At 39.5% G+C, this 23,614-nt stretch carries 24 protein-coding genes and 1 tRNA gene; 10 read left to right on the forward strand and 15 right to left on the reverse strand.

The window, feature by feature from the left end:
• Positions 1-69: 69 nt before the first annotated feature.
• The 6 genes from ACYVM0_RS08195 to ACYVM0_RS08220 form a co-directional block, all read right to left on the reverse strand.
• Positions 70-426, reverse strand: coding sequence for a four helix bundle protein (locus tag ACYVM0_RS08195; protein WP_460555214.1), 357 nt, complete (start codon positions 424-426; stop codon positions 70-72).
• Between the two features lie 16 nt (positions 427-442).
• Entirely contained in the window at positions 443-1,576 is a 1,134-nt protein-coding gene (locus ACYVM0_RS08200) for an aspartate aminotransferase family protein (protein WP_460555217.1), read from the reverse strand.
• 158 nt (positions 1,577-1,734) lie between these two features.
• Complete coding sequence (argC, locus tag ACYVM0_RS08205; RefSeq protein WP_460555220.1) at positions 1,735-2,727, reverse strand: N-acetyl-gamma-glutamyl-phosphate reductase; 993 nt, start codon at positions 2,725-2,727, stop codon at positions 1,735-1,737.
• Positions 2,717-3,916 (reverse strand): argininosuccinate synthase, encoded by a 1,200-nt coding sequence (locus ACYVM0_RS08210; protein WP_460555223.1) that lies wholly within the window; start codon positions 3,914-3,916, stop codon positions 2,717-2,719. Before ACYVM0_RS08210 ends, argC begins: the two co-directional genes overlap by 11 nt.
• A 55-nt stretch (positions 3,917-3,971) precedes the next feature.
• On the reverse strand, positions 3,972-4,415 hold the full coding sequence (locus ACYVM0_RS08215) for a DinB family protein (protein WP_460555226.1): 444 nt from the start codon (positions 4,413-4,415) through the stop codon (positions 3,972-3,974).
• A gap of 2 nt (positions 4,416-4,417) precedes the next feature.
• A complete protein-coding gene (locus tag ACYVM0_RS08220; RefSeq protein ID WP_460555229.1) occupies positions 4,418-5,128 on the reverse strand; it encodes a GNAT family N-acetyltransferase in 711 nt (236 codons plus the stop codon).
• Between the two features lie 350 nt (positions 5,129-5,478).
• Between ACYVM0_RS08220 and ACYVM0_RS08225 the strand changes: the two genes are divergently transcribed.
• A complete protein-coding gene (locus tag ACYVM0_RS08225) occupies positions 5,479-6,831 on the forward strand; it encodes a Gfo/Idh/MocA family protein (RefSeq protein WP_460555231.1) in 1,353 nt (450 codons plus the stop codon).
• Between the two features lie 99 nt (positions 6,832-6,930).
• Entirely contained in the window at positions 6,931-7,503 is a 573-nt protein-coding gene (locus ACYVM0_RS08230; protein WP_460555234.1) for a hypothetical protein, read from the forward strand.
• Between the two features lie 136 nt (positions 7,504-7,639).
• On the opposite strand, the gene ACYVM0_RS08235 is transcribed toward ACYVM0_RS08230, so the two are convergent.
• The 3 genes from ACYVM0_RS08235 to ACYVM0_RS08245 all read right to left on the reverse strand — a co-directional run bounded on the left by ACYVM0_RS08235 (position 7,640) and on the right by ACYVM0_RS08245 (position 10,198).
• A complete protein-coding gene (locus ACYVM0_RS08235) occupies positions 7,640-9,136 on the reverse strand; it encodes a GH3 auxin-responsive promoter family protein (RefSeq protein ID WP_460555237.1) in 1,497 nt (498 codons plus the stop codon).
• A 150-nt stretch (positions 9,137-9,286) separates the two neighbouring features.
• On the reverse strand, positions 9,287-9,727 hold the full coding sequence (locus tag ACYVM0_RS08240) for a DUF4258 domain-containing protein (RefSeq protein WP_460555241.1): 441 nt from the start codon (positions 9,725-9,727) through the stop codon (positions 9,287-9,289).
• Between the two features lie 30 nt (positions 9,728-9,757).
• Positions 9,758-10,198 (reverse strand): NUDIX hydrolase, encoded by a 441-nt coding sequence (locus ACYVM0_RS08245; RefSeq protein ID WP_460555244.1) that lies wholly within the window; start codon positions 10,196-10,198, stop codon positions 9,758-9,760.
• A gap of 96 nt (positions 10,199-10,294) precedes the next feature.
• Here ACYVM0_RS08245 and mtaB point away from each other — a divergent pair, with 96 nt between their 5' ends.
• Genes mtaB through ACYVM0_RS08260 form a run of 3 tightly spaced genes read left to right on the forward strand, consistent with a single transcriptional unit; the run spans position 10,295 to position 12,357 of the window.
• A complete protein-coding gene (gene mtaB / locus ACYVM0_RS08250; RefSeq protein WP_460555247.1) occupies positions 10,295-11,560 on the forward strand; it encodes a MiaB/RimO family radical SAM methylthiotransferase in 1,266 nt (421 codons plus the stop codon).
• On the forward strand, positions 11,548-11,862 hold the full coding sequence (locus ACYVM0_RS08255) for a hypothetical protein (protein WP_460555250.1): 315 nt from the start codon (positions 11,548-11,550) through the stop codon (positions 11,860-11,862). Before mtaB ends, ACYVM0_RS08255 begins: the two co-directional genes overlap by 13 nt.
• A gap of 42 nt (positions 11,863-11,904) precedes the next feature.
• Positions 11,905-12,357, forward strand: a complete 453-nt coding sequence (locus ACYVM0_RS08260) for a hypothetical protein (protein WP_460555253.1) — start codon at positions 11,905-11,907, stop codon at positions 12,355-12,357.
• A gap of 116 nt (positions 12,358-12,473) precedes the next feature.
• Here ACYVM0_RS08260 and ACYVM0_RS08265 read toward each other — a convergent pair.
• The 4 genes from ACYVM0_RS08265 to ACYVM0_RS08280 all read right to left on the reverse strand — a co-directional run bounded on the left by ACYVM0_RS08265 (position 12,474) and on the right by ACYVM0_RS08280 (position 18,166).
• A tRNA-Val gene (locus ACYVM0_RS08265) sits at positions 12,474-12,548 on the reverse strand.
• A gap of 108 nt (positions 12,549-12,656) precedes the next feature.
• The gene (locus ACYVM0_RS08270; RefSeq protein WP_460555255.1) at positions 12,657-13,772 is read right to left on the reverse strand and encodes an acyltransferase family protein; all 1,116 of its coding nucleotides are present in this window, start codon (positions 13,770-13,772) and stop codon (positions 12,657-12,659) included.
• A 253-nt stretch (positions 13,773-14,025) separates the two neighbouring features.
• A complete protein-coding gene (locus tag ACYVM0_RS08275; RefSeq protein ID WP_460555258.1) occupies positions 14,026-16,002 on the reverse strand; it encodes a sialate O-acetylesterase family protein in 1,977 nt (658 codons plus the stop codon).
• 118 nt (positions 16,003-16,120) lie between these two features.
• Positions 16,121-18,166: a hypothetical protein gene (locus tag ACYVM0_RS08280; RefSeq protein ID WP_460555261.1), complete on the reverse strand. Its 2,046-nt coding sequence runs from the start codon at positions 18,164-18,166 to the stop codon at positions 16,121-16,123.
• Positions 18,167-18,240: 74 nt separating this feature from the next.
• Here ACYVM0_RS08280 and ACYVM0_RS08285 point away from each other — a divergent pair, with 74 nt between their 5' ends.
• From ACYVM0_RS08285 to ACYVM0_RS08295, 3 genes are all read left to right on the forward strand, one after another.
• Positions 18,241-18,657, forward strand: coding sequence for an ATP-dependent Clp protease adaptor ClpS (locus ACYVM0_RS08285; protein ID WP_460555264.1), 417 nt, complete (start codon positions 18,241-18,243; stop codon positions 18,655-18,657).
• Between the two features lie 203 nt (positions 18,658-18,860).
• Entirely contained in the window at positions 18,861-19,205 is a 345-nt protein-coding gene (locus ACYVM0_RS08290; RefSeq protein ID WP_460555267.1) for a VOC family protein, read from the forward strand.
• A gap of 23 nt (positions 19,206-19,228) precedes the next feature.
• Positions 19,229-19,885, forward strand: coding sequence for a class I SAM-dependent methyltransferase (locus ACYVM0_RS08295; RefSeq protein ID WP_460555270.1), 657 nt, complete (start codon positions 19,229-19,231; stop codon positions 19,883-19,885).
• 79 nt (positions 19,886-19,964) lie between these two features.
• On the opposite strand, the gene ACYVM0_RS08300 is transcribed toward ACYVM0_RS08295, so the two are convergent.
• A complete protein-coding gene (locus tag ACYVM0_RS08300; protein ID WP_460555273.1) occupies positions 19,965-21,422 on the reverse strand; it encodes an AAA family ATPase in 1,458 nt (485 codons plus the stop codon).
• A 262-nt stretch (positions 21,423-21,684) separates the two neighbouring features.
• On the opposite strand from ACYVM0_RS08300, the gene lpxB reads away from it, so the two are divergent.
• Positions 21,685-22,821, forward strand: coding sequence for a lipid-A-disaccharide synthase (lpxB, locus tag ACYVM0_RS08305; protein ID WP_460555276.1), 1,137 nt, complete (start codon positions 21,685-21,687; stop codon positions 22,819-22,821).
• On the opposite strand, the gene ACYVM0_RS08310 is transcribed toward lpxB, so the two are convergent.
• Positions 22,810-22,971, reverse strand: a complete 162-nt coding sequence (locus tag ACYVM0_RS08310) for a DUF6728 family protein (RefSeq protein WP_460555279.1) — start codon at positions 22,969-22,971, stop codon at positions 22,810-22,812. The genes lpxB and ACYVM0_RS08310 overlap by 12 nt on opposite strands.
• 127 nt (positions 22,972-23,098) lie before the next feature.
• Between ACYVM0_RS08310 and msrB the strand changes: the two genes are divergently transcribed.
• Positions 23,099-23,563, forward strand: coding sequence for a peptide-methionine (R)-S-oxide reductase (msrB, locus tag ACYVM0_RS08315; protein WP_460555282.1), 465 nt, complete (start codon positions 23,099-23,101; stop codon positions 23,561-23,563).
• The last annotated feature ends 51 nt before the right edge of the window (positions 23,564-23,614 follow it).

Consider the following 23,614-nt stretch of genomic DNA (forward strand, 5'->3'; position numbering starts at 1 on the left):
AGCTGAAAGTTAAAAGCTGAAAGCCAAAAGCAAGAGGCTTAAAGCTTTGAGCTGATAGTTGGTTATTAATTATTTTCTTATTGACTTTATTAAGCCAATAAGCATGGCTTTTACTTCGTTATACATCTGATCTACCTTTTGATAAATTTCACTACTTAAATATCCTAAATCATGTGCAAGCAGCGCACAATATTCTGCCTCTTGAGCTGATGCCAGTGCGATATCAAGAAAATGAGCAAAATCTTTGTCGGTGTTTCTTCCACACCCTTCAACAATATTTAATGGGATAGAGTAAGTTGCTCTTTTAATTTGCGAATGCAAGTCAAATTGTTCGCTTTTTGGAAAACCCGGCAACACATTGTTATACAAATGCAAAGTCAGTTGATGTGCTTTCGTCCAAACTCCGTATTTTTTATAATCTCTCATTTCTTTGCTTTTAGCTTTAAGCTTTAAGCTCTATGCTTATTGCTTTCAGAAAAATATCCGCATCTTCTTTTGTAATACTTAATGCCGGCAACAATCTGATCACATTAGGCTTGGCTTCGCCGGTAAATATTTTATGTTTAAATAATAAATTTTTCTTTACTTCTTTCATTTCTTCCGGCAACACAATACCGATCATCAATCCTCTACCCCTTACGTCAATTATTTTCGGAAGCTTTTTTAATTCTTCAATCAAGTAAGCACCAACTGATGCCGCATTGTGCATCAATGCATCTTCTTCAATAATTTCAAGCACTGATAACGCTGCGGCACATGCCAGGTGGTTACCTCCAAATGTAGTGCCCAACATAAAGTGTTTGGCTTTTAACTGGGGAGCAATAGAAATACCTGCCACCGGAAAACCATTACCCATACCTTTTGCCATGGTATAAATATCGGCATCAACACCACTGAAATCCTGGCTGTAAAATTTACCGGTACGTCCGTAACCACATTGTACAGAGTCTGCAATGTATACCGCATTGTATTGATCACACAGGCTTCTTATTTTTTGTAAAAAAGTATCGCTGGCAACATTAATGCCGCCAACGCCTTGTATACCTTCAATAATTACTGATGATACTTCATTACCATGTGCATCAAAATAATTTTGTAAAGCAGCTTCATCATTAAAAGGAAGAAACACCACATTATCCGTCTGATTAACCGGGGCTACAATATTGGGATTATCAGTCACCGCAACGGCTAAGGATGTTCTGCCGTGAAAGGCTTTTGAAAATGCAATGATCTTTTTTCTGCCATTATAAAACGACGCCAGCTTTAATGCATTCTCATTTGCTTCGGCGCCGGAGTTGCACAAAAAAAGGTGGTAATCTTCTTTACCCGAAACTTCGCCTAACTTTTTTGCCAACTGCACCTGTAAAGGAATTTTTACTGAGTTGGAGTAGAATCCTACTTTATGCAATTGATCTTCTAATCGCTTTACATAATGCGGATGCGTATGACCGATTGATATTACAGCATGCCCGCCGTACATATCTAAATAAATTTGTCCCTTATCATCCCATACATAAGAGCCTTGTGCCTTGTCGATCACAATGTCGTTGAGTGGATAAACGTCGAATAGTTGCATAATGCCCCTGCCCCCAAAGGGGAACTTAATTTTAAAGTGAATAATTAATTTGTATCAGTATCAATTTTAAATCCTATTATTTTCCTTACTTGATTGAAAAACTCTTTTAAAGATTGAACTCCAAAGTCCCTTTCAGGGGATTTTGGAGCATCATTTCGCTAAAAATAATTCGCTTTCAGCTTTAATCCTGTTGTTTCTTCTAATCCAAAAACCAGGTTCATATTTTGAATGGCTTGCCCGCTGGCGCCTTTGGTTAAATTATCCATTACGGAATGTACCACTAACCTGCTGCCCGATTTTTCTAATTGAATAATACATTTGTTAGTGTTTACAACCTGCTTCAGAAACACTGACTCTGTAGTTACTGTAGTAAACGGATGGCCATTATAAAACTCCCTGTACATCACCTGCAATTCTTCTACACTCAAATCACATTTTACCTGGGAACTGATAAATATGCCTCTTGTAAAATCTCCTCTCCAGGGAACAAAACTGAAGTCCTCTTCATTTAAAGCTGACGCTGATTGTAATGAATTGATGGATTGCAATATCTCTGCATTATGCTGATGCGTTAAAGTTTTATACGCCTGTATATTATTGGCACGCCAGCTAAAGTGTGATGTGGCAGCTAAACTTTGCCCTGCACCGGTACTACCTGTAATACCCGTTGTATATACTTCATTTAACAAACCTGCTTTTGCCAGTGGCAATAAACCTAATTGAATAGCAGTGGCAAAACAACCGGGGTTAGCAATATTATTGGCTGTGGCAATTTTTTCTCTTTGTAGTTCCGGTAACCCGTATACGAATTTTCTATTCCCTATCTCTGATTGCGAAACTAACCTGAAGTCGTTTGCCAGGTCAATAATTTTTACGGCATCGGCAATTTTATTTTCTGCTAAAAACTTTTTCGATTCACCATGGCCCAGGCATAAAAACAATACATCAACATCATTACTTATCTCCCCTGTAAATTTCAAATCGGTCTCGCCAACTAAATCCTGGTGCACCTTATAAATATAATTTCCTGCATTGCTGTTACTGTGAATGGAAACCAATGCAGCACCAGGATGATTCAATAATATCCTTATCAGTTCGCCGGCAGTATATCCTGCACCTCCAATAATACCAACCCGGATTTTATTTGCCATCGCCTGCCGCATTTACTTTGTGATAAATTGAGGTTTGATTACCGAAAATTTTGCTGAAGCCTCTTACATCATCTCCTGTATAACCTGTATTCATTTCACCATATTTACCAAACTTTGCGCTCATCAGGTCAAATTCAGATGCAATACCGATCACCTGGAAATGATAAGGCTGTAATTGAACAAATACATCACCCGTTACCGTTTGCTGGCTATTGGTAAAAAATGCTTCGATATCCCTCATCACCGGGTCCATGATCTGTCCCTCGTGCAACCAGTTGCCATAAAATAATGCCAGCTGGTCTTTCCAGTTCAATTGCCATTTGGTAAGCACATGTTTTTCCAACGCATGGTGAGCTTTTAAAATTACCATTGGCGCAGCTGCTTCAAAACCTACGCGGCCTTTAATTCCGATGATGGTATCGCCAACATGTATATCCCGGCCCAATCCAAAAGGCCCGGCAATAGTTTGTAAATATTGTATCGCTTCAGAAGGATGATCAAATTTTTTATCGTTCACACTAAACAATTCTCCTTTCACAAAACCCAGCTTCACTTCTTCGGCATTGGTTTTACTAACCTGTGTTGGCCATGCTGATTCTGGTAACAACCCTTTGCTGTTTAAAGTTTCTTTACCACCTACACTTGTTCCCCACAAACCTTTATTGATAGAGTAGGCACTTTTTTCAAAGTTCATCTCCACCCCTTTACTTTTTAAATAGGTGATCTCTTCTTCACGGCTCAGTTTCATGTCACGTATCGGGGTAATAATCTCCACCCCTGGTATCATAATGTTGAAGATCATATCAAATCTTACCTGGTCGTTACCAGCACCGGTGCTGCCATGCGCTACGGCATCAGCTTTTAATTTTTTGGTATGTTCCGCTATGCTTAAGGCCTGGCTCAATCTTTCGGCACTCACACTTAAAGGGTACGTATTATTTTTTAAGCAGTTGCCAAAAATCAAATATTTAATGATGTTATCGTAATAACTTTTTACCGCATCAATAGTGGTATGCGTTTTTACACCCAGCTTATAGGCATGCGCTTCAATCTTTTTTAATTCTTCTTCGCTGAAGCCACCGGTATTTACGATCACCGAATGCACTTCATATCCTTTCTCGTCGGTAAAATATTTTGCACAGTAGGTGGTATCCAATCCGCCGCTGAAACCTAAAACAACTTTTTTCATGTGAATTATTTTTATTTTTTGTTTGCCACATGGAATAACCAGGGGTTATTTCATTTTATGTTACAATTTGTTTTAAATGATGAAGATGATGTGTGATATAATCTTGCGCAAGAAATTCAATCGTATGCAATTGTTCCTGTTCTTTTCCCGTATTGCATTGCAAACGGTAATTTGCAGCAGGCATATTTTTTAAGATCGCAACAATATGTTTATTCAACAACGACCATAAGGTTATAAGATCTTTACTATTGTACGCTTGATAATTTTGTATACTTACCCACTTATCCTGTGCATATACAATATGCGGCGTGGTTTCGTATTGCGTTACAATAAATCTTCTGATATTGTTTTGTGCAGAGTCGATGAGGTGGCCGATAATTTCTTTCTTACTCCATTTATCAGCTGCAGGTTTAAGCGCAAGTTCAGCTTCAGTAAAATTTAAAAATTCAACTGAATAGGTATCTACAATAGTATCTAATTGCTGCGCTGCTTGTTCCATTTTTAAAAATTAAAAAAAGACCTGAATACTGATTTTGATCCTCCGCCACCGTTACCACCTGATGATGGTTTATCAAAAAATGGTTTCAATAATTTCCATTGTTTAAAGCGGATCAATCTTTCAAAGATGTTTTTATTTTCTTCAAAAAATTGTTTGGTCTCTGCAGGTTCGTAATGATCTTTGGGATCGTACAACATTGCAGTACACATACAATTCTTCCTGTCTTTACTCATTAAGATATCGTAATTAACGCAACTCTTACACCCGGCCCAAAACTGTTCGTCGTCAGTTAATTCACTGTAAGTAACAGGTTCATAACCTAACTCCGAATTAATTTTCATTACTGCAAGGCCCGTGGTTAATCCAAATATTTTTGCTTCAGGATATTTTTCCCTGCTCAGGTCGAATATTCTTTTTTTGATCTGTTTGGCAACGCCACTCTTTCTGAATTCAGGCGCTACAATTAAACCGCTGTTGGCAACGTACTCTCCTTTCCACACTTCTATATAGCAAAAGCCAACCCATTTACCATCACTGGTAAGGGCAATCACCGCCTTATCTTCGGTCATTTTCTTTTCGATGTATTCGGGAGAACGTTTTGCAATACCTGTACCCCTTGCCCTGGCAGAGGATTCCATTTCATCTGTTATTGTTTTTGCGTAATGCTTATCGTTGGCCGTTGCTACCCTGATGGTAATGTTACTGTTTTCCAATTCTTAAAAATTGAAATGAGGTTAAAAATATTGAGAAAACTTTCGGAGATTTTTTCACTGACAGGGGCAGGTTTCAATTGCTCGTCCTATCAGCAACCACGTCGGGGTCGCGGGAGCGACTCAATTACATTTTCAATTGAAAACATAACCCTTGCAGGGCTGTTGTTCACTGAAATAATGTATGGTTGATTCTTTTTCAATTTATTTATCTGTAAAGTCGTCGCAAAGGTATAGCATTATTTAAATAAAATGTGTAAAAAAATACTAAACTTTAAAATACTTTGAAATATCTTTAGTTACCGATCTGCTAAACTAAACATGTATTAATCAAACCATTAAACACTTGCATTATGGAAAACAACTACAGCCGGAGGCAATTTATTACCACCACAGGTACCGTTTTAGCAGGTTCCATGTTACTGAATGATGCCGTTGCCGAAACCGCCGCTCTGTTTACAGGAAAAAAGAAACGCTATGCCATGGTAGGCACCGGCCACCGCGGCAGCAGCATGTGGGGTGTGGATGTGCTGAAAGAATATAGCGATTATGTGGAATTTGTTGGCTTGTGCGACAAGAATAAAGGCCGTGTGGAAACCGTACAAAAAATGCTGGGCGTAACCTGCCCCACCTTCACCAATTTTGAAGAGATGATGCGTACAGTGAAACCGGAAGTGTTGATTGTAACCACCATGTGTTCTACACACAACGAGTTCATCATAAAAGGCATGGAAATGGGTGCAGATATCATCACCGAAAAACCCATGACCACCGATGAAACAAAATGCCAGGCCATTATTGATGCAGAAAAAAGAACCGGCAAAAAAGTTACCGTAACATTTAATTACCGCTACTCGCCACACCGGGCTAAAATGTGGGAGCTGCTTCGTGCCGGTGCAGTAGGAAAAATAACTTCTGTCGATTTTCATTGGTACCTCGATATTCATCATGGCGCAGATTATTTCAGAAGATGGCATCGCCTGAGAGAATTTGGCGGCAGCCTGTGGGTACACAAAGCCACCCATCATTTTGATTTACTGAACTGGTGGATCGACAGCGATCCTACAGAAGTTTTTGCCTTTGGCTCATTGGAACATTATGGAAAAAATAATTCGTTCCGCAGTACCAATTGCAGGCCCTGTGAGCATAAGGATAAATGCAAATTTTATTTTGATATGACCAAAGACAAAAGATTGATGGCCTTGTATGCCGATAATGAAAAGTATGATGGTTATTTAAGAGATGGATGTGTATGGAAAAACGATATTGATATTTTTGATAAGATGGCGGCTTCTATAAAATATGCCAATGGTGTACAGGTAAGTTACAGCTGCACTACCTACTCTCCTTACGAGGGCTACCGCATAGCCTTTAATGGTACCGAAGGAAGACTGGAAGCATGGATACAGGAAAGCAATCCGCCGGTGAAACTGGATTATGATGAACTGATGCTGACCAAAAATTTTGAGAAGCCGGAGTTTATAAAAGTGCCTTTTGCGGCCAGTGGCCATGGTGGTGGCGATAAACTTTTGAAAGACAGGATCTTTATTCCTGGTACCGCAGATAATTTACGGCAATCTGCCGGCGTAAGAGATGGAGCTTTATCTTGTTTGGTGGGTATTGCTGCAAGAAAAAGTTGTGATAGCGGCAAACCGGTAATGATTGGGGATCTGACGACGATAAAGCCGGGCGTACAGAAGATTTAACTACTGCAAATAAAGAAGTCTGGTTTTAAAACCAGACTTCTTTATAATATTGCTGCAAGAAATACTGGTGTTGCCTGGATACCGAAATGTTATTGATCAATGAATAAATTTTTTGAGTCTGACTACTTGATTTTCGGGATAACAACGAAAAAAAACCGACAACTTATTTTAGATGCCTTAGAGCATTTGAAATATCTGGAAGAAAATGATAATAATACCTGGAAATACAGGGACACAAGTGATTACTATTTTACTCAAAGGCCAATTGGTGGGGACAGGTCTTTTTCGATATTGAATTTAAATATTTCAAATTCCGAACTTACTGAAGCTTTTTTAAACCATGGCTTAGTTTACAGAGAAAATAATATCTATGTAGAAGATCAACGCATGGACGACTACCGGCAAAACATCGAAGACGCCAGTTGCTTTGGCAACTCGTCGTATGCAATTTTCTTTAGTTCAGAAAACGGCATAGTGAAATATATTTGGCTTGATTATGATGATGACTTGTCGAATAAAAATGACAGATTTGCCATTTCTCAGTTATTAAATTATTTAGGAGAAAAATATTCGTTTATTTTAATCGACTGGTATGAAAAACTCATCGTTGATTTATCAATTAAAGAAATTATCATCCAGTACCTTGTTGGTACTACAGGTGAAAGGAAATAGCCAATGCTGCAAAACTGTGAAGATTGAGGATTTTTTATTTGACAATGATTAAGGCCAGAGGTGCAGAATGTGTAAAAGCAATTAGTAATTACCCAAAAAAGTCAAGTTTTTTAAACTTGACTTCCTCGTAAAAAATTCAATTGGAAACATAAGGCTCCAGCGCCTCTGCAATCTTTCTATCATTACTCAACCTTGGTAATTTATTTTGTCCGCCGAGTTTGCCAATGCTTTTCATGTAATCGATAAAACCGTTTTTCTTTACTGCGGAAATTTTTAATTGCTGTAAAATATTACCGGCTATCAAATCATCGTAGTATACATTTTTAGTGCGCAGGTTCTCATTTATTTTTTTGGCAAAACGGTTCATGTCTGCCGGCGTATTTTCAAATTCAATAAACCATTCGTGGTAACTTTTGCCGGCATCCTGTGCAATCATTGGCGCTACAGTAAATTCCGTCACTTTCACCTGTTCTTCTTCGGCAGCTTTTAATAATGCGGCTTCCACTTCTTCGCCAATTACATGTTCGCCAAAGGCACTGATAAAATGTTTTGTTCTTCCGCTCACCATTAAACGGTAAGGATTGGTTGATAAAAACTTTACGGTATCACCGATATTATATCCCCATAAGCCGGCGTTGTTATTAATGATCAATGCATAGTTCTCTCCCACTTTCACATCTTTTAATGACAACCTTGTTGGGTGCTGGTTGAAAATTTCTCCCGCAGGTACAAATTCAAAAAATATTCCGCTATTGGTATTCAATAATAACCCCTCTTCATGCTGACTATCCTGGAAAGCAAAAAAGCCTTCGCTTGCCGGGAATAATTCGATGCAATCAATCTTTTTACCAATACTTTCATACAGCTTTGCCTTGTATGGTTCAAAGTTTACACCGCCTTGCACCATCACACTAAAATTTGGAAAGAGTTCACTTATTTTTTTTCCGCTTTTTTCTGTCAGCCTGTCAAAATACATCTGCATCCATGGTGGTATACCACTGATGAGTGTCATGTTCTGATTGATCGTTTCTTCTACAATCTTATCTAATTTTTCTTCCCACTCTTCAATACAATTGGTTTCGTAAGAAGGCATCTGGTTGCTCCGTAAATATTTCGGCACATGATGATTCACAATGCCACTCAATCTTCCGGTTGGTATACCGCCTACTCTTTCCAATTCGGGCGAACCGCTTAAAAAGATCAGCTTGCCATCGGCAAATTGTGTATTGCCAGTTTCGGCCATATAGCACAACAGCGCATTGCGTGCTGTGTTGATGTGATTGGGAATAGAATCTTTGGTGATGGGAATATATTTTACACCACTGGTGGTGCCGCTCGTTTTGGCAAAATAAATCGGTTGCCCTTTCCACAATACATTATGCTTGCCTTCCTTAATTCTTTCAATGTATCCTTTAAACGCTTCGTAATCTCTGATGGGCACCTGCTTTACAAAATCTTCATAGGTTTTAATATCTGCAAAACCGTGTTCTTTGCCAAACTCGGTTTTTGCTGCATCTTTTATTAGCTGGGTAAAAATGGATTGCTGGTCCTGCACAGCAGTTTCCATTCCTTTTTTTATCTGCTTATGTATGTAAGAGGCAAAAGGTTTTGCCAAAAAAGATTTTATTTTCATATCTGTTCACTCACGTTAATCGATTAATTGTTTCGCCACTAACCTGCCGGCAGGCAGGTTATACAAATTTACACGAATGTTTTTTAAATAAACTGTTACTTTTTTATTGTAAATCATACTTTATAAACGCAGCACTTTTATACTCTTTATTCACTTGCAATCGCAATACCAATCCTTATCTAAATCAATTACAGTTACTACCACCAGGTTTTCCTGCTTGGGGGCAAACACAATACGCACATGTTGCTTATCATGCGTAACCCCTTCTAAAGGATAACTTTTGCCTTTATCGCTTTCTTCAATTTTATTATTATTAAGTATACCGTTGTCTAATATTTCCTGTACTTCGGTTTCGTCGATATGCCTGCACTCCATCCTGCATCGGGCATGTTTGGTATAGATCAGGTGTCCGCTATGCCTGTTGAAGGGGAGATCGGTATTATTTTTTGTTGTAATAGTCGACGGAATAGTTACATGCGGTTCCGTATTGGTAGTGGTGGAAATTGTTTTTCCCCGCTGGTGATTTTTTACATAGTATAACAAACCTGCCGCAGCAATTAAAAACACAAATGGCAAATACTTTTTTAACATGACGGGGATTTACAAATGCAAAGTAAAGGCTTACCGGATAAAAACGGCCGATGTTTTATTTAAAGCATCATCAAGCCAATGTGGATTGATCAGGGCAAGGTTACCGGGAATATGCTCCGGCTTAAAAAATTGTAATGCGGCAGTTTCGTTATTGGAAAACCCCGGCGCAACAGCATCTTCAAGCCGGGCTTCAAAATAAGACGTTACATATTGCACCGTTTTATCTTTGTAATGATAGGTTTGCGACCCGGGTGAAGAATACACCCCTATAAAACGTGTGATAGTTGCCTTGCTATCCGTTTCTTCTGCAATCTCCCTTAAAATAGCCGCTTCAATCGTTTCCCCAAACTCCACATGCCCCGAAATAATGCACCATTGGTTCACATCCTTTCTTTTTTGGAGTAATATTTCGCCTTTATCGTTAAAGATGGCGGCGGCCACTGCGGGGAGTATTTGTTGGGGTTGATGCATATTTGTGATGCTGTACAATAACCAGCGGTTACAAAGATAAAGGCGCCAAAATCATTTTTACTACCATTTATCATCTCTGTTTTATCTTTGCGGTTCATGAGTAAATCCGTTGCATTACACACTTTGGGCTGCAAGCTTAATTTTTCTGAAACCTCTTCTATTGGCAGGTTGCTGGAACAGGATGGTTTTATTAAGAAAGATTTTGACGAAGTGGCTGACGTTTATGTAATTAACACCTGCAGCGTTACCGAAAATGCCGACAAAGAATGCCGCTACCTGGTGCGCCGCATACAAAGCAAAGCGCCGGAAGCCATGGTGGTGATCACCGGGTGCTACGCCCAGTTAAAACCCACGGAGATTGCCGCTATTCCGGGTGTGGACCTGGTTTTGGGTGCTGCTGAAAAATTCAATATTGCCCATCATCTCAAAGAGATCAGTAAAGGCGATGCCACTAAAATATGCAGTTGCGATATTGAAGATGTAAATACTTTCACTGCATCATATTCTAAAAACGACCGTACCAGGACCTTTTTAAAAGTACAGGATGGCTGTGATTATAACTGTTCTTTCTGCACTATCCCTATGGCCCGTGGCAAAAGCAGAAGCGACAGTATTGCCAATGTGGTTGAGAATGTAACAACATTAGCTGCTACAGGCATTAAAGAAATTGTGCTGACAGGCGTAAACCTTGGCGATTTTGGCAATGGCGATATTGGCAAAAAAACTGAAGAAAATTTCTTCCGGCTTTTAAAAGAATTGGATACTATTGAAGGCATAGAGCGTTACCGTATCTCTTCTATTGAACCTAATTTGCTTACCAACGAGATCATTGAATTTGTAAGTAACAGTAAGAGGATTATGCCGCATTTTCATATTCCTTTGCAGAGTGGCAGCAATAAAATATTAGGGATGATGCGGAGAAGGTATAAGAGAGAATTGTATGCCGAAAGAGTGGGCCTCATCAAAACACTGATGCCGCATTGTTGTATTGGTGTGGATGTGATCGTTGGTTTTCCGGGAGAAACGGAGGAAGACTTCAAAGAGACTTTTGATTTTTTACATGGCCTTGATATTTCCTACCTGCATGTATTCACCTATTCGGAAAGGGATAATACCCATGCACTCACTTTAAAACCTGTGGTGCCCGTATCGGTTCGTAACGAAAGAAACAAACAATTACGTAATTTGAGTTACCAGAAGATGCAGTACTTTACACAGCAGCATATTGGTGAAACCAGGAAAGTATTGTTTGAGAAGCAGGATAAGAATAATATGATGGAGGGCTTTACAGATAACTACATTAAAATAACCGTCCCGTTCAATAAAGAATGGGTAAACAATATTACATCATGGACTATTTAAATGAAAAGGAATTAAATAAGTACCAGGTAACCATTCATTTTGAAATGGATGACGAGTTTATGAGCTTTGTGCCGCCACACCGGGTGTACATTAATTCATTAATTGAAAAAAATGTGATCGATTATTATTCGGTGAGCATGGAAACACAAAGAAGCTGGATGATCGTTAATGCAGAGAGTAAGAAAGACGTGGAAAAAATGCTGGCAAAATCACCACTGCATAAATACTGGACTATTGAGGTAGATGAATTATTTGTATATGACGGGCAAACTTACCGGTTGCCGGCATTGCAATTGAATTAACAATTTGTCCCTGGTTCCTTACTATTTGCAAACGCTATCATTATGGAAAGCGCGGAAAAAGTAAAAATATCAGCTGAACTTATTTTTACAAAAATACTCACCGTTGCAGGCATTCTTCTTTTATTCTTGTTGGTTCAGGATTACAAACGAATTTCTACAGAAAAACTAACAGAATATATTTTGCTGATTATTATATTAAGCGCCCTGCTGGTTTATTTTTTTACAAGGGCAGCTGTTTTTTTCGATTCCGGTAATCTCTATATAAAAAAATATCACAGGCAGGAAATTGTTGTCCCTTTGAAAAATATTAAATCGGTAAAAGAAGATTTTTTTACCTCGCTGGCTACCAGGGGTATTAATTTTTATGTTGTAAAATATATAACACTATCTGGCAGGTCAGAAAAAATAAAATTCCAGGTAGCGTACGATGCTGAAAATATTGCCGCATTCATTGCTCAAACAAAAAAAGTAAATCCAACTGTAAATATTGATTAACTGCCCTTAATAATGAATTCACGCCTGATCCTGCGTATTGCCGGGGAAGCTAATGTGAAATTACAGGAGATGAAATCTGTAAATGCAAAAACCTCATCGGTGAAGATGAGGTTTTGTGGGAGTTGACGGGGTCGAACCGCCGACCCTCTGCTTGTAAGGCAGATGCTCTAAACCAACTGAGCTAAACTCCCTTTTTGATTTTCGGAGGGCAAAGATAAGGTTTAATAACTTTTGACAAAATTTTTCATCAAATTAGTTGAATTAATTTATTGACATTTATCGGAATGCCTCTCCCGGCTTTACTTTCCTGCCCATTTTTGATTAATAAATTTTCTGCAGGGTTTCTCCAGTAACCGGTAAGAAACGGCAGAAATGCCCACCAGGGTTAAAAGATACAACAGGCAAAATGCCGCTCCCTGTAAAAAGGGGAATAGTATTCCGGGGTTAAAATGATAGCCCAGTTTATACGCCACCATTTTAATAAAGATGATCAGCAGAAAGTGAATAAGGTAAACCGAATAGGAAATATCCCCTAAAAAAGTAAACAATCTGTTATTAAACCCGGCCGAAATTTTACCCGTGTTACAAGTGAGTAATAGTATTAAAATGGCATAGGCCGGCACAAAAAAGATATCCTCCATCCCTATATGCATTGCAAACAATAGCAATGCCACATAGCTTCCACAAAGCATATCTGAACTAAACATTTTTCTCACCCTGCTGATGCTATACAATAAATACAAAAGCATGCCTGTCATAAATCCTGCAATACTTCTTAAAAATCCATAATCAAAATTCACATCCAGGTTATGCCCCAGGTTGTATCCCGGTTCATCAGCGCCATGCCTTGGTATAAAATACAGTATTGCCGTATAAAGTAATACAATACCCGATAGCATTATTACAATACCCGGTTTCCTGCTTTTACACAACAATAAACAAAAAAACGGGAACAGCATGTAGGTCCACCACTCTGCACTTATACTCCATGAGGGCACATTCCAGGTTAATTCTTTATTTACAGGAAATGAATGAAGCAGAAAAAGATTGCTGAGAATGGCATGCTGATCGTAGCGGCCCTCAACATCAAGATAGCCCAGGTAAAATACCCCCAGGAATATGATCAGTGTAAAAAAATGCAACGGGTATATCCTTGCAAACCTGGCCAGCATAAATTTCTTAAATGCAGCCGCACTTATTTTTTGTGCAAATTCATCTTTGTAAACATGCATGATCAGGAAACCGCTCATGATAAAGAAAAGGTCTACCATTAAATACCCCTTATCAATAAACATGCTTTGTTCTTTTGCAACAAACCTGATAAAATAGATCTGGAAATGAAAAGCCGCCACACCAAGGGCTGCAATACCACGTAAAGGAGTAAGGCTGGAAATACTTGTGGCAGAAGGTTTCATCGTGTACTTTTTGTAACTGGCTAAATACTCCCGGGTTAGATAATGAAAAGCTTAGTGTAAAGTATTTTGTAAACCAAAACTAACGAAAATTTAAAGAATATATTGCCTTCTGAAAGTCAAATATTAATGGCATGTTTTTATAGAACAGGCACCGGCAAGGGTTGTCTTCTACCCATTTACTATCATGTAATTCCGGAAGGCTTTTCGGGTATCACCCATATACCGCTTTATATATTACCAGGCAGCCGGCTCATTATTGATTGAGATTGTATTTATTTTTTATAGTTATCCCATCCCAATTATCTGTACGCAACGGAGCTGCAGGAAAACCTTCCTTATTAAACAGGTTGCCTTCAGATGCATCATCACACCAATTGTAACGTACTGCAACAGGCTGTGCAATATCATCGTTAAATACAATTACCTTCCCATCTTTTATCATGGCTTTGGCAAAATAAAATTTCTTATCTGCACCTGCAATTTCAAAACCTTTGATGTAACCATATTTATCTTTTACTAACCATCCGCTGCCGGTATGTGTAAATGATAATTCAAGCTGGCTGCCATTTATTTTCATCGCCTGGTATAACGGCCCTGCATACTCGCCAACCTGTGCATACACGTCATGTAACGCAATTGCGGCCAGCCTTTTACCCACATCCTGCTTATTCTTAGGATGAATATCTTTTGGATTACCAATATCAGTGGTAACTGCCATACCGGTATTGGGTAATGTAAGTGTCATAGCCTGTGCTTCCCTCAGCTCTGCCCAGTTGCTGCCATTGTTACTATTGGCATCTGCAGTACCAAAAGTGGATAATTGCACAAATAAGAAAGGAAAATCACCTTGTTTAAAATGTTGCCTCCAGTCGCTGATCATTAAAGGAAAAGCGGTACGGTATTGGTAAGCCCTGCCTGCATTGGTTTCGCCCTGGTACCAGATTACACCTTTAAAAGTATAGGGCAACAAAGGGTTGATCATCCCATTAAATAAAAGAGAAGGAAAATCATTTGGCCCAACGGAGCCTGCTGTGCCAGCTGATGCTACCGACTCTACCCTGAACAACCATTCACCTGAAAGAGGTAATACTGTTTTATCAATTGTAAGTTTCATTGCTGCCGCATCGCCATAAATGCCTCCTCCACCCTGCTGGTCGGTTACCCTTACAGCGATCACATTTTTACCGGCTTTTAAAATACCTGTACCAATATTGTATTTTCTTGGTTCATCCCATTTATCTATGCTGCCCGCTTTTATTCCATTTACGTAGGTCTCATCAATATCATCCACTTTTGCCAGTTCAAGTACGGCAGCTTTACCTGCATCGGCTTCGCTGATGGTAATTGTTTTTCTAAACCATGCCACACCGTCTAACCCCGGAAAGCCATTCTCTTCCCAGGCGCCGGGCAATTTCATCGGCCACCATTTGCTGTCATCCAAATTATTATTCTTCCAGTCAGCAGTTCCGGCAGCATTATCCAGCACTCCTTGTGCCTTTTTAATATTTGCCATTACCGCATCCCTTTTTTGTTTTACCAGGGCTTCTATATCACTTTTTTCCATAGCAGCGCTGATATCTTTAAACTCAGGGCTTTGTGCAAAACCTTCCTTGCTGGTCCATGCTTCGGATTGTGTGCCACCCCAGGAAGAATTAATTAATCCTATGGGCACTTTTAATTGTTTGTATAATTCTCTTGCAAAAAAATATGCCGTTGCAGAAAAATCACCCGCAGTTGCAGGGCTGCAAACTTTCCATTCTCCCCCTGTAATATCCTCTTTTACTGTTGTACTAACGGTATTGGGTACCTTAAAATGACGAATGAATTTATAATCAGCTCCGGCAATTTCAGTTTCGTAATTATTGATCCTGCCCCAACCTGCAATGGGCATTTCCATATTACTCTGGCCACTGCATATCCACACTTCACCCACTAAAATATTTTGCAGGCTGATCTTATTTTTGCCGGTTACTGTTAACTGGTAAGGGCCGCCTGCATTTTCCGGTTGTAACAACAATTGCCATTTACCCATCTTGTCAGCTACTGCAGATTTTTGCTGCTGATTGAATTGCACCCTTACTTTTTCTCCGGCATTTGCCCAACCCCAGATACTGATGGGTTTATTGCGTTGCAATACCATATTATCTCCAAATATTTTTGGCAGGGTAACAGTTGCAAAAGCGGAACAAATAGTAATGGAAAGCAATAACAGTGCAGCAATTTTTTTCATACAGCAATAATTGAATAAGATTTTTAAAATTGCTGACAATATACAAAAATAGCGGGAGCTAATTGATGAGGTGCTTATTGTTTACAAGAGAGAGATAAAATAGTATCAATTGCTAAAATCATTTCAACTCATTCGCCGTACGCACTGCAGGCGCCTTAATAAAATCACGGGGGAATTTTTTTATGTAGCGCCATAGAATACCCAGGAACTCAGGGTACTCTCTTAAATGAATACCCCGGCTTTTTACCGCCACAATAAACGCCAGGCTAAAGCTTACGGCAAAATTTAAAAAACCAATGCTGAATACACCGGCAATAGTGTACCATAATTCTTTAGTGGAGATTGCATTATCCATACCAAAAAGCCCGATGGCCGTATTGGCTGCCGAGATGGTGATGTGCCGTATATCGAAAGGAAGGCCGAATGTTTTTCCAAAAAAACCGGCCATACCCAAAAAGAAACCCAGGGCAATATTACCAATGAGTGCGCCTAAATTATTTTCTATATAATGAATAATCTTGTAGCGGCGTTTTTCACTAAACGTATTTTTAAAAGAAGAGAGGCTACGAAGGCGGTCGCCGATCTTTCCATACACCACATAATTTTCTACATAGCCGGCAATCAATCCGCTGGCAAATAAAAAGAAGCCCGTAAAACATGCATACAATAAAGCAAGGCTGTGAAAGGGTTGCTGATCGGTTAATAATTTATGTGCCGCATTAAATTGTTCGGGTGTATTGCCGCCCACAATTTTGTTACCGGTAATTTCAAAAAACAAAAATGCCAAAATATAAGTGAGCGGAAATACCACGGCTAAATTTCCTGCAAAGGACGCCAGTTGTGTACGGCTTACCCTTGCCACTGTAATTGCAAGGTTACGCAGGTCGGGTTGCTCACCAATTTTTTCCACATCAAAAGAACTGGCTACATTATTAGCAGTGTAGGCCGGTTGCTTGGTTGCTAAGGTAGAACCGGTATCCTGTATCAAAATAAACCCCAGCGAATAATTGGTACTGTATAAAAAGCCCTGCCAGAAAGGAGCCAGCTTCATCTTACCCAGTAAATTTTTTATCACCCCGATAAAAGAAATAATTATACCGCCACCTGCTGCACTCCAGAACATTTTCCAGAATTCTCTCCGGGTAGTGCTGATGTATCTTTCACCTGTACGGCCACCATGCTCCGCAATCTGGTAAGCTAAGTATCCCGTGTTCTCACTTAAAAATTCTCTTACTGAATTTTTCCGGTTCTCATTATGCACTACAGTTTTAAAATAATCGGCAAAGCGTTCGGTGTTTAACGCATTATCACTATCCAGTACATCAATAATAATAAACAACCGGTTGATCTGTTGCTGTAAACGGGTAAGAATATACGTTTGTGCAAGGCTGGTGCCATAGGTTTTCCGCTGGTCTCTTATCCACTGGATACTTTGATTGCAATTATGCAATGCTTCGGTAGCGTTACCCAATAAGATGCGCTGCGTTTGTGCATCCTTACCGGATGCGTAGGCCAGCAAATATTCATTCACCAGGCGGTTCTGTTCTAAAAAAGGATAAATAGCATCTTCAAAATTCTCGTAGCGGTGCGTCATCTCCTTTTCCAAACCCAATGTGGTTATGCGGTAACTCAGCAATTGCAATGACTGCTGCAGTTGTTTTATCAATGCCGGTTCGGTAAGGTTGATCTGTATACCCAGCATTTCAAAAAACTGTTTCCACAATTCAGGGTCCATTCCCTCTACCCAGATATGATCAGTTTTTTTATAAAATATTTTGTTGATCACATATAAAAAATTATCGGGGCTTTGCAGCGCCGGTAAAATTTTATGTTTCAGTTTGCTTTGCAATTCCTGCACAAAACCACGGCTGCTTACAATGCCACTTTCGGTGAGTGCCGTTACAATATTTGTTTTTACAAACTGGCTCAGTAATGCTTTACGTAGCGAAAACAAGGAAGTACGCTCCTGCCCCACCTGGTACAGTACAGCTTTAAACTTCAATTCGGCTTCTTCAATGTTGCGGGGATTATCGGGGCGGATCTTTTTAATCAGCTCTACTAAAAATTCCAGGCTGCGGTTGCCGGTATGCAAAGGCAGCACTACGGCCTGTTGTTTTACAGGCAGTTCTGTCCCGTCCTTCTTTTTTTTAGTGATGCGCAGCATTGTTCCGGTAGTTTTTTGAGGTATGTTTTCGTGGCAGTCGGATCTGAGTTGAGAAACACTAAAACATTCAGGGTTTGTCATTCACGATTCTCTATTCACGCCTCACGACCAATATTGACAATTATTATGCCTTAAATGTTGCACCGGTGGTGTTTTATAAAAAAATCGTATTATTTTTGCATTACCACATGCAGTCAGTTCAAACACATACTGAAACCAGGGGCCTGGAAGCCACCGATACAATGACCACCGCAGATGAATCCTGCACTTTAATTGTATGGAATGATGAGGTAAATACTTTTGAATGGGTGATAGAAACCCTGATGGAAGTTTGCGGCCATACCGAACAGCAGGCCGAGCAATGCAGTATGATCATCCACACCAAAGGCAAATACGCCGTAAAAGAAGGCAGCTACGACACACTGAAACCTCAATGCGATGCCATTACCGAAAGAGGTATTAATGCCACGATTGAGGTGTTTGAAATTTAATTATCTCCCGCAGATATCGCTGAATACGCAGATCAGAATGCATTGCATGCCCTTCTTTTGCATCAGCATTATTACCTTCATTTGCCATCGTAAGTTACACTCCTCAGGCATATACTATTTTCCAATTTTTATATTAGCGCAGAATATCTTAATATTGAATCTACTCTCGTAAGGTAAGAAGTCTTCACGCAGCTATAGGAAAAATGGAAATCAAATTATTAGTTTTAAGGACAGCCGATATACAAAAGCTCGCAGATTTTTATGCTGTTTTGGGATTAACATTTGAATATCACAAACATGGCAACTCTGCTTACCATTTTTCAACATTGATAGATAAGACCATTCTGGAGATTTATCCTTTAGCAAAAAATCAACCCGAGCCGGATAAAAATTTAAGGTTAGGTTTTAGCATCGATAATTTTAACCAGGTTATTAGTATACTTAAAGAAAAGCAAGTAGTTTTTACTGAGCCAACCAGTACAGACTTTGGTTTTATGACAATAATTACCGACCCTGATGGACGCAAAATTGAATTGTATAAAAAATAAATTTCCCTTTAATTCTATTCAACATGAACGAAACATCTTACCAGCAACTTGCCGCACAACTACGCCAACCTACCGGCGACGCAGGCATACAAACAGGCGAATGGATGAACCGGGGCAATACACAAATTAATTTAGATACGCTTGCCGTATTGAACGCAGCAGCAGGGGATATAATTTTAGAGATCGGCATGGGTAATGGATTTTTTGTACCCCATATTTTGCAAAAAGATGAGAGCATACAATATACCGGCGCCGATTTTTCGGAGGTGATGATTAAAGAAGCCGAAAAGCTGAATGCTGCATGGATAGCGAAAGGCAGGGCTGAATTCATTTTAGCTGATGTTGCTGCATTGCCATTTGCTGCTGCTGCTTTCAATAAAATATTTACCATCAACACCATTTATTTTTGGGATGACGCGGTAACCATACTGAACGAAATAAAACGGGTATTGCAGCCTGCAGGAAAGTTCATTGTAACCCTGCGGCCCAAACGGCAAATGAAAAATTACCCTTTTACAAAATATGGCTTCCATATGTTCAGTAAAGAAGATGCCGAACAATTGCTCATTCAAAATGGTTTTACTATACTGCAGTCCCTTGAAATACAGGAACCGGATTTTGAATTGAACGGAGAAATGGTAAAAATGGAAAGCCTGGTAATTGAAGCAATAAAAGAATGATCACTATTAAAAGCCAGTATTACCTATCGGCACATCCTGAGCCAAAACCCATCAAAAAACATAGTTTTGGCTCAGGATATTATCCTTCTCTTTGCATGGGAATAAACAAATCATCCAAGGTAAGTTGCTGGTCTATCAACCCAAGGCTATGCTCATTAGCCTGCAAACCTGTACTGCTGATGAGCGTTATAAAAAGATGTTTCCTTGTTTTTGTTTCCTGCTGAAAAATATGTTTCTTCTGCTGCAGGGCAGCCGCATATTTTTTATCTACTGAAAATTTATTTTCGTAAAATTTTATTTCGCAAAAATTAATACAGTTATCCCTGCGGCTGATAACAAGGTCTATTTGTGCGACAGCTTTATTGTTGCTGCCCTTACTTTTCCAGATTGCTGTTTCGCTGTAAACGCCACCTATACCCAATGCTTTTTTTATAGCCGGAATATGTTTCATACAAATACTTTCAAAAGCCAGGCCACTCCAGCTTTTCCATGCAGGGGTATCGCTCAGGCGTACCCAGGTACCTTTGCTGCCGCTGCGGTTGGCTTCCATAAATTTTAAATAAAACAAAGAGTATTCATCCGTTAATTTATAAATACTGTCTTTTACTTTTTTTTCTACCGGCACATAGGGTGTAATAAACCCCGAAGCGGTCAGCTCTTCCAGTAATGCTGTGGTACTTCCCCCGCTTTGTAATTTACAGGCCTTAATTATTTCATTACGGCTTAACCCCATGGGTTTGGCTGCCAAAGCCCTTATTACTTTTAAATGTCTATCGGCACTGTCGAATAAGGCTTTATACAGATCTGTAAATTCGTTGTATAAAAAACCGCTTTTGGTAAAGCAGGCTTTATCTATAATTTGTGCCGCACTTAAGCCCGTAGCTGCCTGCTCCAGGTAATGCGGCACACCACCAAAAGCCATATAGAGTTGCGTAACCTGGTAGCGGTTTAATTGCACCTTCCTGCTTTTTAAAAATGCTTCTGTTTCATTTAATGTAAAAGGTTGCAGGGGAATTTTATGCGTAATGCGGTTATGCAATCCTCCTTTGTTCCGCACTACGTTTTGTATCATCCAGCTTGCGGCAGAACCACAAAGTACCACGGCCAGGTTAGCTTGTTTACAGGCCCAGGTATTCCAGAATTGTTCAAAGGCAGCTAAAAAATTGGATTTGGGGGTTTGCAGCCACGGAAATTCATCTAAAAAAAACACTATTTTTTTGCGGCGCAGCTTCTTTTGTAATAACCGGGCTGTTAATTCAAATGCCCCAAACCAGTCAGTAACGCCGGGTAATGCAATATTATTATTCAGTTGTGTAGCCAATGCCCGGCAATAACCGGTTAATTGCACGGCAGTTTCTACATTATGAATACCCGGGTATTCCAGTACAATATGTTTTTTTAAGTAGCTGCGGATAAGGTAGGTTTTACCGATCCTCCGCCTGCCGTACACCGCAACTAAATCAGCTTTGTCATCAGCCAGGATACCATCCAGTAAAAGCTTTTCTTGTTCTCTGCCAATAATATTTGTTTCCTGCATAGTAATTTATCTTAAGCCAAAAGTACAAATTATTTGCTGTTTTGGCTCCTAATTTTACCTGCATCCTGAGCCAAAACTATATTTTTTTATGCGTTTTGGCTCAGGATAAAATCATTTACTGCCACGGCAGATTACTGTTAGTATTAAATATGTATTCAGCAACAGGTTATTGCATGGTAGTAAAAAGTTACTGCCGGCTTCCTTACCCGGCGATTATTTTAATTAAACAAACAATGGTAAATTGCACCGGTAATTATTATTTATGCAGTATTATATTATAGCAGGAGAAGCAAGTGGCGATTTACACGGCAGTAACCTTATTAAAGAACTGCGTAAGCTGGATCCTGCTGCCGGTATCCGTTGCTGGGGTGGCGATAAAATGGAGGCCGCCGGCGCTACATTGGTAAAGCATTACCGCGACCTTGCTTTTATGGGCTTTGTGGAAGTGATAAAAAACCTGCGCACTATTTTCCGCAATATCGATTTTTGTAAAAAAGATATTACAGCACATAAACCAGATGCCTTAATACTGATTGATTACCCCGGCTTTAATTTGCGTATTGCAAAATGGGCAAAACAGCAAGGCATAAAAGTGATCTATTATATCTCTCCGCAGGTTTGGGCATGGAAGGAAAACAGGGTAAAAGGTATTAAAGAGAATGTTGATAAAATGCTCGTGATCTTACCATTTGAAAAAGATTTTTATAAAAAATGGAATTACGAAGTGGAATATGTGGGGCATCCTTTGGTGGAAGTAGTGGATAGCTGGTTGCTGACAGCCGGCAGTAACAAGCCCCTTATAGCCAGCAACAGTCAACCAACAGCTAACATCATCGCACTACTCCCCGGCAGCCGCCAGCAGGAGATTTTAAAAAAATTACCCATCATGCTGCAGGTGGCCAAACATTTTCCGGCTTATCAATTTGTAGTAGCTAAAGCACCCGGTTTAGAGGAGAGTTTTTATAATGAGCTGTTAGCACCTTACAGCAATGTATCTTCTGTAGTAAATAAAACCTACCCGCTTTTATCACAGGCTAAAGCGGCCCTGGTAACCAGTGGTACGGCTACTTTAGAAACAGCACTGTTTGCCGTGCCGGAAGTAATTTGTTATAAAGGCAATGCCCTCTCCTACCAGATTGCAAAACGATTAATAAAAATTAAGTTCATCGGGCTGGTGAATTTAATTATGGATAAAGAAGTAGTGAAAGAATTGATACAGGATGAACTGACCGTAGAAAATTGCAGGCGAGAACTTGAATTATTACTCAGCGATGAAAAAAAGCAACAACAGCTGGCTGCAGATTATGCGGCCTTAAAAAATCTGTTGCGCAAGGGCGGGCATGCCTCTGCCAATGCAGCTAAGAGTATTCATCATTTTCTTACTGCATCAGCGCAATAGTTTTACTGCCAGTATTATCATTGCCGCAATAAAAAGCATAATAGAAAGCCGGTTAATAAAATGCATGGCTTTGATATTAAACGTATGTGGCGCATCCGCACTTTTCTTTTTAATGAATAAATATTCGGCAACTTGTCTGCGTATTCCCATTTGTCGGTAAGATTACTTTTGAACTGCTAAATTATACTGTAAATTTGTTAACACGGGATTTTGTTAAAAGTTCAGCTCCCGAAAAACTAAAATTGTTCATCTTCCGTATCTGTTTAAAATAAAAAATATGAAACATATTGTATTGGCTGCTATACTATTCATCTCAGCAGCAAGCTGTTCATCAGCACAAACAAAAACCTATACGGTAACAAAAACCGATGCAGAATGGAAAAAACAATTAACTGCAGAACAATACCAGGTAACCCGTAAAAAAGGCACCGAAAATGCGTACACCGGCAAATACTGGGATAATCACAAAGCCGGTATCTATAAATGTGTTTGCTGTGGCCAGGAATTATTCAGCTCTGCTACTAAATTTGACAGCGGCACCGGGTGGCCCAGCTTCTGGCAACCATTGGTAAAAGCTAATGTGGAAGAACTTACTGATAACAGCTATGGCATGGTTAGAACTGAGGTAAACTGCAGCAGGTGTGGTGCTCACTTAGGCCATGTTTTTGATGATGGCCCCAAACCTACCGGATTAAGATATTGCATGAATTCGGCCAGCTTAACATTTATTCCCAAAAAATAGAGGCGCTCATGAAGGTGAAGTTTGAAATTAACAGCGTAACTTAAAATGGTT

Source organism: Ferruginibacter profundus (assembly GCF_054783275.1).

What these genes read in the sequence shown, in the direction of transcription:
- ACYVM0_RS08255 (WP_460555250.1), top strand. Translation starts at nt 11,548, where the DNA reads ATGGACTATTTAAATGAAAAGGAATTAAATAAGTACCAGGTAACCATT.
- ACYVM0_RS08200 (WP_460555217.1), bottom strand. Translation starts at nt 1,576, where the DNA reads ATGCAACTATTCGACGTTTATCCACTCAACGACATTGTGATCGACAAG.
- ACYVM0_RS08235 (WP_460555237.1), bottom strand. Translation starts at nt 9,136, where the DNA reads ATGAAAATAAAATCTTTTTTGGCAAAACCTTTTGCCTCTTACATACAT.
- ACYVM0_RS08215 (WP_460555226.1), bottom strand. Translation starts at nt 4,415, where the DNA reads ATGGAACAAGCAGCGCAGCAATTAGATACTATTGTAGATACCTATTCA.
- ACYVM0_RS08310 (WP_460555279.1), bottom strand. Translation starts at nt 22,971, where the DNA reads ATGGGAATACGCAGACAAGTTGCCGAATATTTATTCATTAAAAAGAAA.
- ACYVM0_RS08300 (WP_460555273.1), bottom strand. Translation starts at nt 21,422, where the DNA reads ATGCAGGAAACAAATATTATTGGCAGAGAACAAGAAAAGCTTTTACTG.
- ACYVM0_RS08260 (WP_460555253.1), top strand. Translation starts at nt 11,905, where the DNA reads ATGGAAAGCGCGGAAAAAGTAAAAATATCAGCTGAACTTATTTTTACA.
- mtaB (WP_460555247.1), top strand. Translation starts at nt 10,295, where the DNA reads ATGAGTAAATCCGTTGCATTACACACTTTGGGCTGCAAGCTTAATTTT.
- ACYVM0_RS08195 (WP_460555214.1), bottom strand. Translation starts at nt 426, where the DNA reads ATGAGAGATTATAAAAAATACGGAGTTTGGACGAAAGCACATCAACTG.
- msrB (WP_460555282.1), top strand. Translation starts at nt 23,099, where the DNA reads ATGAAACATATTGTATTGGCTGCTATACTATTCATCTCAGCAGCAAGC.
- ACYVM0_RS08230 (WP_460555234.1), top strand. Translation starts at nt 6,931, where the DNA reads ATGAATAAATTTTTTGAGTCTGACTACTTGATTTTCGGGATAACAACG.
- ACYVM0_RS08240 (WP_460555241.1), bottom strand. Translation starts at nt 9,727, where the DNA reads ATGTTAAAAAAGTATTTGCCATTTGTGTTTTTAATTGCTGCGGCAGGT.
- ACYVM0_RS08295 (WP_460555270.1), top strand. Translation starts at nt 19,229, where the DNA reads ATGAACGAAACATCTTACCAGCAACTTGCCGCACAACTACGCCAACCT.
- argC (WP_460555220.1), bottom strand. Translation starts at nt 2,727, where the DNA reads ATGGCAAATAAAATCCGGGTTGGTATTATTGGAGGTGCAGGATATACT.
- ACYVM0_RS08210 (WP_460555223.1), bottom strand. Translation starts at nt 3,916, where the DNA reads ATGAAAAAAGTTGTTTTAGGTTTCAGCGGCGGATTGGATACCACCTAC.
- ACYVM0_RS08245 (WP_460555244.1), bottom strand. Translation starts at nt 10,198, where the DNA reads ATGCATCAACCCCAACAAATACTCCCCGCAGTGGCCGCCGCCATCTTT.
- ACYVM0_RS08280 (WP_460555261.1), bottom strand. Translation starts at nt 18,166, where the DNA reads ATGCTGCGCATCACTAAAAAAAAGAAGGACGGGACAGAACTGCCTGTA.
- lpxB (WP_460555276.1), top strand. Translation starts at nt 21,685, where the DNA reads ATGCAGTATTATATTATAGCAGGAGAAGCAAGTGGCGATTTACACGGC.
- ACYVM0_RS08225 (WP_460555231.1), top strand. Translation starts at nt 5,479, where the DNA reads ATGGAAAACAACTACAGCCGGAGGCAATTTATTACCACCACAGGTACC.
- ACYVM0_RS08275 (WP_460555258.1), bottom strand. Translation starts at nt 16,002, where the DNA reads ATGAAAAAAATTGCTGCACTGTTATTGCTTTCCATTACTATTTGTTCC.
- ACYVM0_RS08290 (WP_460555267.1), top strand. Translation starts at nt 18,861, where the DNA reads ATGGAAATCAAATTATTAGTTTTAAGGACAGCCGATATACAAAAGCTC.
- ACYVM0_RS08270 (WP_460555255.1), bottom strand. Translation starts at nt 13,772, where the DNA reads ATGAAACCTTCTGCCACAAGTATTTCCAGCCTTACTCCTTTACGTGGT.